The sequence below is a fragment of the Kribbella sp. NPDC026596 genome, from assembly GCF_040638415.1.
GTDB lineage: Bacteria > Actinomycetota > Actinomycetes > Propionibacteriales > Kribbellaceae > Kribbella.
This window is the reverse complement of the sequence record NZ_JBEZYF010000028.1, coordinates 71,902-82,393: the sequence shown is the minus strand read 5'-3', so window position 1 is coordinate 82,393 and position 10,492 is coordinate 71,902. Positions and strand designations below refer to the sequence as shown.

The following is a 10,492-nucleotide window of genomic DNA, read 5'->3' as shown; positions in this document are numbered from 1 at the left end:
GTTCGTTGTCTCATTGCAGTCCGATACTCCAGCGCATGATTCCGGCAGCAGTTACTCGCCGCAGCTTCCTGACCGCCACGGGCGCCGCCGCCGCGCTCGCTCTCACGGGCAACCTCCCCGACCTCGCCGATGCGATAGGAATACCGCACCGCACCGACAAGCGCTACGCCCACACCGTGCATGTCGACGTCCGCGGGCTGCGTCCGTGGCGGCACTACTTCTACCGCTTCTGCGCGGCCGGCCAGATCAGTCCGATCGGCCGCACGCGGACCGCGCCGGCCCCGACCGACGAGCCCGCGGTGACGATGGCGGTCGCGTCCTGCCAGGCCTTCTACGACGGCTTCTACACCGCGTACCAGGACGTCGTACGCCGGGACCACGACGTCGTACTGTTCCTCGGCGACTACATCTACGAGGTCGGCGTCGGTCCGACAGCCGGCGTCCGCAACCAGGCCGTCCCGGTCGACTTCGCCGGCGAGATCTTCACGCTGGACGAGTACCGCGCCCGGTACGCGCTGCACAAGACCGACCCCGACCTGCAGGCCGCGCACGCCGCCGCGCCATGGATCGTCACGCTCGACGATCACGAGGTCGAGCGCAACTGGGCCGGGTACATCTCCGAGGACGGGCTCCCGCACGACGAGTTCCTGGTACGCCGGGCCAACGGCTTCCGCGCGTACTGGGAGCACATGCCGCTGCGACTCGACCAGTCCGCCGACGGACCGTCGATCCGGCTGCATCGTCACCTGCGGTACGGGCGGACTGCCGATCTGAGCGTTCTGGACACCCGGCACTTCCGCGACGACCAGACCAGCACGGGTGGCTGGCTGCCGCCGGACGCCGTGTCGACGGATCCGGCCCGGACCATCACCGGCGCCGAGCAGGAACGCTGGCTGCTCGACACGGTCGGCCGGTCCAGTAGCCGGTGGAGCGTCGTCGCCCAGCAGGTCGCGATGGCTCAACTCGATCGCAAGACCGGTCCGGACCTGGAGCTGCCGATGGACACGTGGAACGGCTACACCGCGTCCCGCGACCGGGTCCTCACCGGCGTCCGCGATCGCGACGTGCGGAACTTCGTCGTACTGACCGGGGACTTGCACCGCAGCGTCGCGTCGGACCTGCGGGTGAACTTCGCCGATCCCTCGACCCCGGCCGTCGGAACCGAGTTCGTCACCACGTCGATCTCGTCCGGCAAGGACGGCGTCGACGCCGATGCCACCGGTCGCGCGCTGCTCGCCGAGAACCCGCACGTGAAGTACCAGAACGTCCAGCGCGGCTACCTCAGCTGCCACCTCGACCCCAAGCTCACGCTCGGCATGACCAACACCGGCCGCGAGCCGACGATCGCCGACCTGCGCATCAGCGGTGACTCCTCGCTGAGCCTGTCCCGGCATCAGTTCTCCAGCTACCTGCCCGTCGATCAGTTGGTGAAGGCGCCGCTCGACGTCACCGTCCCGCGCGGGACGGCGCCCGCGACGCACACCGTCGATCTGACCGTCGGACGAGAGCACTTGAGCGTGCCGGTCACGATCCAGCCGGTGCCGGTGCGCGACAACCTGCTGCTCGGTGAGCAGGCCGTCGCGTCCTCCACGAACGGCAACATGCGCCTGTGTGGCGGGGTCGACGGCAACGCCGACTCCGCGCAGTGGGGTGCCAGCGGTTGGCACGACAACACCAAGGGCGTCTTCCCCGACACCTACGGCGTCGACTTCATCACGCCGACCACCGTCGGCCGAGTCGTCCCGCAGACCCTCGACTCGACCACCTACCCGGCGGCGGTGATGGGGATCCGTGACTTCGACGTGCAGGTCCGCGTCGGCAGCACCTGGACGACCGTCGGCGAGATCCGTGGCAACGTCCTCGGCAAGGTCACCGTCAGCTTCGAGCCCCGCGCGGCCGACGCCGTCCAGCTCGTCATCCGCGACTCCAACGACCACGGCTACTCCCGCATCGTCGAACTCCAAGCATTCGGGAATTGACATCACACCAGGTCATCCAGCGCGGCCGTGCGCGTCGCCCACCGCTTCGCGTCGGCCGCTCGGATGTCCAGAGCCACCGAGGCCATCACCCGGCCCGGTCGCTCCAGATCGGTCTTGCTCGCCTGGGCGATGTCCGTCGCCCAGTCCGCCGGTACGCCGCTCAGTCCGTTGAGAGCACCCGTGATCGCGCCGGCCATCGACGCGATCGAGTCCGCGTCCCGGCCGTAGTTCGTGCCGCCGAGGACCGCCCGGCGTACGTCGCCCTCCGACACCAGGACGAACCCGAGCGCGACCGGCAGCTCCTCGATCGCCTTGGTCCGGCTCGGCCGCCGGGCGTCCAGGGACTGGTCGCGGTAGTCCGGCCCGACCGTGTCGTAGGGCCCGATCGCCTTGCGTAGCAGGGGAATCGCCTGCTCCCACTCCGTCACACCGTCCGCCGCCGCAACGACCGCCTCGACGGCCCTCCGAGTGCCGTCCTTGGCCAGGGCCAGCGCCGCGCCGACCGCCGAGGCGGCCGTTGCGCCCGGCGCCATCGCGGCGGCGACGGCGGCCGCGAACACGCCGGCCGCCTCCCGTCCGTAACTCGACTGATGCGCACCGGCCAGGTCGATCGCCTCGGCGTACGCCCCTTCCGGGTCGCCCGCGTTGGCGACGCCGACCGGCGCCACGTACATCGCCGCACCGCAGTTGACGATGTTGCCGACGCCGGCCTCGCGCGGATCGACGTGCCCGTAGTGCAAGCGGGCGACCAGCCACTTCTCGGCCAGGAACACCCGCTGTAGCAACAGCGCGTCGGTCTCCAACTCGGGCACCCACCGGCGCCCGTTCACCATCTTCGGCACCAGGACGTCGGCGATCGCGTAGGCATCCAGGTGCGTCCGGCATTCGTCGTACACCTCGACCAGCGCGTGCGTCATCAAGGTGTCGTCGGTGATGTGCCCGTCGCCCTTGTGGTACGGCGCGATCGGCCGGGCCGTGCGCCAGTCGTCGTACCACGGACCGACGATGCCGGTCACCCAGCCGCCGTGCCGCTCCCGGATCGCCTCCGGCGTCCAGCCCTCGACGGCCCCACCGATCGCGTCACCGACCGCGGAGCCGACGAGGGCACCCGTTGCTTTCTGTTCCAGCAAGGACGTCACTGGTTGACCTGACCCCATCCGTCACTCAGTTTCTTGCCCAGCGCGGCCAGATCGGTCTTGTTCGCCAGGTACTCCTGCAGCGCCGGCGTCGCGATCTGGTCCTTCCACTTCGGGTAGTTCTCCACGCTCTGGAACGGCGCCTTGGTCAGGTCGTTGCCACTGGCCAATGTCTGCTCCCAGCCGTTCTTGCCACCGGTCGCCTTCAGGATCGCGTCCCGGGCGGCCTGGGTGGTCGGGATCAGCCAGTCGCCCTGACCGACCGCGGCCAGGTTCTCGGCCTTCATGTAGTAGTCGATGAACTGCGCGGACTGCTTGATGTGCTTGCCCTCGGCCGGCACCGACAGGGTCTGCGGGTTCGCCGCCTGCTTGGTGCCGATGCCCTTCAGCGGCGGCAGCACCTCCCACTGGAAGCCCTTCGGCGCCTCCTCGAGGATCTGCTGGGCGGCGAAGTTGCCACCGACAACCATCGCGTACTTGCCGGCGTAGAACCCGGGCAGTACGTCGGAACTGCTCTGGGTCAGCGACGTCGGGTCGATCGACTTGTCGGTGTAAGCCATGTCGTGGATCCGCTTCGGCACCTCGAGCTCGGGATCGCCGATCTTCGCCGTCGCGTCCTTGCCGGAGCCCTCGAAGAACTGCGCGTCGAAGTTCATGCCCAGGTTGAGCACGGTCGCGGTCGGGCTCTTCAGACCCCAGCCGAGGCCGTACTTGCCACTCGCGGTCAGTTTCTTCGCGTCCGCGGCCAGGTCGTCCCAGCTGAGCGAGTCACCGGTCGCCGTGATCCCGGCCTGCTTGAGCAGCGCCGAGTTCGCGAACACGACGTACGACTGCAGCAGCGTCGGAGCGGCGTACACCTTGCCGTCGTTCGACACGCTGTCCCAGACGCCCTGCGAGACGGCGTCCTTGGTCTCCTGGCTCAGGTACGGCGAGAGGTCGGCGAGGTAGCCCTGGTTGATGAAGCCGGTGATGTCGGCGGACTCGTCGTGGATGATGTCCGGCGCGGTCCCGCCCTGGAACTGGGTGACCAGCTGGTCGTGGACCGAATCCCAGCTGCCCTGGACGTACTCGACCTGGATGTTCGGGTTGGCGGCGTTCCAGTCCGCGACGATCTTCTTGGTCGCGTCGACGGTGGTCTTCTGGAAGGCGAGGCTCTGGAACTTCAGCGTCACCTTCTCGTTCGACGACCCCGAGTCACCAGAGCTGTCGTCACTGTTGCTCCCACAGGCCGCGAGTGCCACCAGTGCACCCGCCGCCATCAGGGCGGTTACTGCTTTCTTCATGTGTCTCTCCTCAGGGGATGGGGCTAGCCCTTGACTGCGCCGCTCAACAGACCGGACGTCAACCGGCGTTGGAGGAAGGCGAAGAAGATCAGGCTCGGGACGGTCGCGAGGACCGACGCCGCTGCCAGGGGACCGAACTGCACCTGCCCCTCGGCCCCGACGAAGCGGGCGAGGACCAGCGGCAGCGTCTTGAGTTGGGGGTCCTGGAGCAGGACCAGAGCGAAGAAGAACTCGTTCCACGCCGAGATGAAGGTGAACATCGCGGTCGCGATCAGCCCGGGCCGCAGCAACGGCATCACGATCGACACGATCGTGCGGACCCGGCTCGCGCCGTCCACCGACGCGGCCTCCTCCAGTTCGCGCGGCACGGCAGCGACGTACCCCTGCAGCATCCACAGCGCGAACGGCAGCGACCAGACCATGTACACGATCACCACGCCGGGGATCGTGTTGGTCAGGTGCAGCGGCCGCAGGATCATGAACAGCGGGATCACGATCAGGATCACCGGGAACACCTGGCTGACCAGGATCCAGCCGTTCGTGACCGGCCGCAGCCGGCTGCGGAACCGGGCCAACGCGTACGACACCGGCAGCGCCACGATCAGCACCAGGATCGTGCTGGCGATCGAGATCTGCAGGCTGTTCATCAGCCCGCGGACCAGGCCCTGCTCGTTCAGAGCGTCGCTGTAATTCGAGAAGTCGACGTTCTTGGGCAGGATCGACGGCGTGATGCTGGCGAACTCCTGCGGCGACTTCAGCGAGCTGGAGATCAGCCAGAGCAGCGGGAAGCCGAGGAAGACCAGGTAGCAGACGACGGCGACGTACTGCAGGAAGCGGGCGGCCGGTCGCGTTCTCATGCTTCGCTCCTCAGCCGGTTCCGCAGGTAGAAGAACAGGAACAGGATGATGATCACGACCATCACGTCACCCATCGCGGCGGCCATGCCGAAGTTCCCGTACCGGAACGCCTCGTTGTAGGCGAACAGCATCGGCAGCATCGTCTTGCCGCCCGGGCCACCCGCGGTCAGCACGTAGACCAGGCCGAACGAGTTGAAGTTCCAGATCATGTCCAGGCTGGTGATCGCGACGATCACGGTCTTCAGCTGCGGCAGCGTGATGTTCCAGAACTGGCTCCACGCACTCGCGCCGTCCACCGCCGCCGCCTCGTACAGCGAGCGATCGATGCCTTGCAGGCCAGCCAGCAGGGTCACCGTGGTCATCGGCATGCCGACCCAGATCCCGACCACGATCACGGCCGGCAGCGCCGTACTGAAGTCGCCGAGGAAGTTGATCGGGTGGTCGGTGAGGTGCAGCTTCTGCAGGATCTCGTTGACCGGGCCGTTGGTCGGGTGCAGCAGCAGGCGCCACATGATCGCGACGACCACCGGGGGCATCGCCCACGGGATCAGTGCGAGCGTACGGGCGACGCCGCGGAAGCGGATGTTCGTGTTGAGCAGCAGGGCGAGTCCGAGCGCCGCGACGAACTGCAGGATCGTGACCGACAGGGTCCAGATCACGCCGATCCGGAACGAGTCCCAGAACAGGCCGTTGTGCAGCAGCTTGGAGAAGTTGCCGAAGCCGATGAAGTTGGTCTCGACGTTGAGCCCGGCACGCGCGTCGGTGAAGCCGAGCGCGATCCCGCGGATCAGCGGGTAGACGCTGAGCAGCAGGACCGGCAGCAGCGCGGGCAGGAACAGAAAGATCGCTTCCCGATTCTGCTTCGGCTTCCCGGCCTTGCGGACCGGAGTCGGCGCCGGCGCCGTCATCGTCGCGGTCATGGGGCCTCCCGGCCTGGACTGAGGAGCGTAGGGAGCGCAGCGACTGGAGCGACGAGGGAAGGCCGGGAGACCAAGCCCCATGACCATGCCGGCGCCGAAGGCCCGGCCAAAAGCACAGTCATGGAGTGGACCTCCGGACACTCAGCCTCGGCTGTACGACGATCCGCCGCGGTGTCCTGGTGTTGTCCTCGATCCTTGCCAGGAGCAACTCAGCCGCCCGCCTCCCCCGCTCAGCCGACCCGAGGTTCACACTCGTGAGCGGCGGGAAGCTCTGCTCGGCGAGCTCACTGTCGTCCATTCCGATCACCGCAACGTCCTTGGGGACCTCGAGTCCGTAGGCGGCGAGCTCGTGCATGACTCCGACGGCGAGCAGGTCGTTGGCGCAGATGACCGCGGTGGGACGGTTCTTCTTGAACAGCGTCTTGCCCGCGTTACGTCCGGCGGCGAAGGTGAAGTCGGCGGCCTCGATCTCCCCCGCCGACTCGAGCCCGAACTCCTTCATCGCGTCGGCGAAGCCTTTCGCCCGCGCCGTACCGGGCACGGTGTCCGCAGGTCCGTTGACGAACGCGATCCGCTCGCGTCCCCTGGCGGTGAGGTGCTCGACCGCCAGCAGGATGCCCTTCGGGGAGTTCGCGCGGACCGTGTCGACGCCGGCTTTGGCGGGGACGTTACCGGCGACAACCACCGGGACCTCGCACTCACGGATCGACTTGATCAGGTCCTCGTCGACGCGGAGCGGGCTGATCACCAGGCCGTCGGCGTACCCGCGCGCCATCCCCCGGACCAGCGCGACCTCGTCCACCACATCCGGCCCGGTCGTCGTCACCACCAGCCGATAACCGGCCGCGGACACGACCTCCTCGACCGCTCGCATCATCGTCACGTAGACGGGGTTACCGACGTCGGCGACCGCGAGGGTGAGCTGGAAGGTCCGCCCGACCTTCAGCGACCGCGCCCGCGCGTCCGGCACGTACCCGAGGTCCTGGACCGCCCGCTGCACGCGCTCGACCATCTCCTCGGTCGCCGGCAGCCCGTTCAGCACGCGCGACACCGACGCCACCGAGACGCCGGCTGCCCGAGCCACCCCAGCAATCGTCGGACGACTCACGCCGGCCTCCTGTAATCGTTCTTGTAATCGTTTACAGAGCAGAGACTAGGGCGTCCCCGCCACGCGGTCAACCTCGGGTCGCGGACAACCACCACACGCAACCGGACCGTGACCCACGGGGAGGTCACGGTCCGGTCTGGACTACGTTCGGGCGCTAACCAGCCCGGTAGAACAGCCAGGCATCGCCCATTCGCTGGGCCTGGCCAGGGGTGAACTGCGTGTAGCAGGAGTCGAAGGAGTAATCCATGTAGTTGTGGATCGGGTCGAGACCCGGCGCCGTGCAGGTGTCCTTGCCGGCCGGACAGCCGCTGGTCGGCGTCTTCTCCGCGGGGGTGTCGGAAACGAAGTCGCCCTTCGCGCTGCACCCGCCGAAGAAGGTGTGCTCGAGGTTCAGCCAGTGGCCGACCTCGTGCGTCGCCGTCTCGCCCTGGTCGAACGCGCCGGCGTACCTGGTGGACGTGCCCAGCATCGACTCCCAGTCGATCACCACACCGTCGAGATAGGCCTGCCCGGGCTTGGTCACGATGTCCGGCAGGTACGCCCAGCCGAGCAGACCCTCGCCCGCCGTCGTCGAGTACAGGTTCAGGTCGCCGGGTCCACCGGTGTGCAGCGCCCGCTTCATGCTGTGCTCGGGCTCGCCACCCGCGCCGGCATAGAACCAGGTGGCGTTGTCGGTCCGGGTCACCCCCGCCAGCGCGAAGCTGAACCCGGTCCTGGCCCCACCCTCACCGCCCGCATAGGTGTTGTTCAGTACGCCGATCTGGGCCCGGATCTGGGCCGTCGTGAGCGATCCGATCGAACCGTCCGTGACCACGTGGAAGTAGACCGGCACAGTTGCCCGGAACCCCGGCTTCGCCTTGCCCTTCGCCGCAGCCGGAAGATCCTGCGCGACCTGCCCGAGATCAGGTTCGCGGCCACCTCGCGCCTGGACCACACTGTCCTCGGGCACACACGGTCCGACGCGGTCGGGACCTGGCGGAGCGGCCTGACTCTGTGCCCCGGTCAGTCCCGCACTCACCAGCACCGCAACGCCGGCGATGCCGGCAATCCTGCTCCACCTCATGACTGCCCCCTGCCGATCCGGCCCCCAGGCAGTCCGACTCTAAGCAGGCAGACAGGTGTGGCGGAAGGGCTACTCGTCGGCCTCGTCGGCGCCAGGACGTTCGGCCCAGGGGGTTTCCTTGGCGGGGCGGACGACGATGAGCTTGTCGCCGGCGGCCAGAACCGAGACGTTGGAGTCGTAGTAGCGGTGCACCTTTCCGTCGCGAACGACGGAGACGACGCGGTCGGGCACAGCGGACGGTGGCTTGCCCACCTCGCGGCCGAGCACCGGGCGTTCGGCCACCTCGAGGCCCTCGCCGTACGTGAGCAGGTCCTCCATCACCTCGCCGAGGTTCGGGCTGACCGCGGACAGGCCGAGCAGCCGCCCGACCGCCTCCGACGAGGTGACGACCGCATCCGCGCCGCTCTGCCGCAGCAGCGGAACGTTGTCCTCCTCGCGGACCGCGACCACGACGTGCGCGTTCGGGTTCAGTTGCCGCACCGCCAGCGTGACGAGGACCGCCGAGTCGTCACGGTCGGTCGTCACGATCACCTCGCGGGCCGTCATCACCTCGGCACGGCGTAGCACCGTGCGGTTCGTCGCGTCGCCGTGGAAGGCGGCCATCTGGTCGTTGCCCGCGTCACCGATCGCCTGTGCCCGCGGGTCGATCACCACGATGCTGTCGCGCGCGACCCCGTTGCTGATCAGCGTCTGTACGGCGGATCGGCCCTTGGTGCCGTAGCCGACGACGACGGTGTGGTCCTTCATGCGTTTCCTCCATCGTGTGTCCCGCATGATCCGGCGACCCTCGTTGGCCAGGACTTCCAGTGTCGTGCCGACCAGTACCACCAGGAACGCGATCCGCAGCGGTGTGACGATGAAGGCGTTCACCAGCCGGGCAGTGGGCGTCACCGGAGTGATGTCGCCGTACCCGGTCGTGGTGAGCGTGACAGTGGCGTAGTAGATGCTGTCGATCAGATCGACGTGACCGTCGTAGCTGTCCTTGTACCCGTCACGGTCGACCACCACGATCAGCACCATCACGGTCAGCAGCCCCAAGGCCACCAGGAAGCGGCTGAAGAGCTGAAAGAGCGGCGAGCGCGTGCTCGCGGGCAGGTTGACCAGCAGACCGTGTGGGTTGCGACCGGTGGGGAGGGGTGGCACGTCCCTGACGATATTGCACCGGCGGCCGATCCACCGCATGCGACAGGCTCTGGTCGGACAGGGCGACGGTCACCATCAGGCTGTCACCGTCCCGGATCACCCTCGATCGCATCCGCAGCCGCTCGAGCGTCCGCAGCATCGCGTGGTTCTCCGGCTGCACCATGCACACGACCCGGTCGGCACCGAGCGCCCGCGCGTCGAGGACCACCTGGCGCAGCAGGCGCAGCCCCAGACCCTGCCCCTGCCAGCCGTCCTCGACGAGTACGGCGACCTCCATCGTCGTACTGCCGAGCTCCTCCCACGGCGCGGCCGTCGCCATCCCGATCACGGCGTCACCGACTGCGGCGACGACCGAAACGCCACCGGCCGGTGCCGACAGGTGCCGCGCGGTCCGGGTGGTCAGCTTCGGCATCGGCACGTGGTAGCGCCGGGTGCGGCTCTCGTACGAGCACCGCTCGTGCATATCGACCACAGCCTCGGCGTCCTCGACGCTCGCCTTCCGCAACTCGGGTACGCCGCTGCCCGGGCGCGGGCCCTCGACCACGGAGCCGTCGAACCGCTCGGCGAGCCGGCCCGCGATCTCCACGAGCACGTCGGCCCGGGCCCACTCGGCGGGCGTGTACTCCTCGAACCCCTGCAGGTTGCCGAGCTCCTCGTCGACCGACAGCGGGTCGTCGATCAGGCGCAGTACGGCGCGCAGGTAGCGGGTCGGCGCATCACTCAGTACGTCGGCCTGGCACGGGCGGACCGTCGTACGCATGCACCCGGCTTCGGCCGCGAGGGCGGTCAGGTCGTCCGCGGTCCAGCCGACCCCGGTCGAGACCACCAGTTCGTCGACGGCGCCGGACTCGGCGGTGAACACCTCGAGGCTGAGGATGTTGATGTCGTCCGCACCACACCGTGCAGCGAGTTCGGCCAGGGCACCGGGCCGGTCGGCGAGTTCGGTCCTGATCTTCCAGAGCATGCGGACGCCCTCCCTCGTGGAAACGTCCTTCCACTGTGC

Annotated in this window: 9 protein-coding genes; 1 reads left to right on the top strand and 8 read right to left on the bottom strand. The window is 68.3% G+C overall.

Going from position 1 to position 10,492, the window contains the following annotated elements:
- Nucleotides 1–35: 35 nt before the first annotated feature.
- A complete protein-coding gene (locus AB0E63_RS23615) occupies nt 36–1,979 on the top strand; it encodes an alkaline phosphatase D family protein (protein WP_360369976.1) in 1,944 nt (647 codons plus the stop codon).
- Between the two features lie 2 nt (nt 1,980–1,981).
- Here the strand turns inward: AB0E63_RS23615 and AB0E63_RS23610 are convergent, their stop codons facing one another.
- From AB0E63_RS23610 to AB0E63_RS23575, 8 genes are all read right to left on the bottom strand, one after another.
- Nucleotides 1,982–3,118 carry an ADP-ribosylglycohydrolase family protein gene (locus AB0E63_RS23610; protein ID WP_360369973.1) on the bottom strand — a complete coding sequence of 379 codons (1,137 nt, stop codon included), beginning with the start codon at nt 3,116–3,118 and terminating at the stop codon, nt 1,982–1,984.
- The gene (locus AB0E63_RS23605; RefSeq protein ID WP_360369970.1) at nt 3,115–4,398 is read right to left on the bottom strand and encodes an extracellular solute-binding protein; all 1,284 of its coding nucleotides are present in this window, start codon (nt 4,396–4,398) and stop codon (nt 3,115–3,117) included. The genes AB0E63_RS23610 and AB0E63_RS23605 overlap by 4 nt, the downstream gene beginning before the upstream one ends.
- A gap of 23 nt (nt 4,399–4,421) precedes the next feature.
- Nucleotides 4,422–5,255 (bottom strand): carbohydrate ABC transporter permease, encoded by an 834-nt coding sequence (locus AB0E63_RS23600; RefSeq protein ID WP_360369967.1) that lies wholly within the window; start codon nt 5,253–5,255, stop codon nt 4,422–4,424.
- Entirely contained in the window at nt 5,252–6,175 is a 924-nt protein-coding gene (locus AB0E63_RS23595; RefSeq protein WP_360369965.1) for a sugar ABC transporter permease, read from the bottom strand. The genes AB0E63_RS23600 and AB0E63_RS23595 overlap by 4 nt, the downstream gene beginning before the upstream one ends.
- A 118-nt stretch (nt 6,176–6,293) precedes the next feature.
- Complete coding sequence (locus AB0E63_RS23590) at nt 6,294–7,283, bottom strand: LacI family DNA-binding transcriptional regulator (protein ID WP_360369962.1); 990 nt, start codon at nt 7,281–7,283, stop codon at nt 6,294–6,296.
- Nucleotides 7,284–7,437: 154 nt separating this feature from the next.
- Nucleotides 7,438–8,346 (bottom strand): zinc metalloprotease, encoded by a 909-nt coding sequence (locus AB0E63_RS23585; protein ID WP_360369960.1) that lies wholly within the window; start codon nt 8,344–8,346, stop codon nt 7,438–7,440.
- A 69-nt stretch (nt 8,347–8,415) separates the two neighbouring features.
- Entirely contained in the window at nt 8,416–9,366 is a 951-nt protein-coding gene (locus AB0E63_RS23580) for a potassium channel family protein (protein WP_360370048.1), read from the bottom strand.
- Nucleotides 9,338–10,453, bottom strand: coding sequence for a GNAT family N-acetyltransferase (locus AB0E63_RS23575; RefSeq protein WP_360369957.1), 1,116 nt, complete (start codon nt 10,451–10,453; stop codon nt 9,338–9,340). Before AB0E63_RS23575 ends, AB0E63_RS23580 begins: the two co-directional genes overlap by 29 nt.
- Nucleotides 10,454–10,492: the final 39 nt, after the last annotated feature.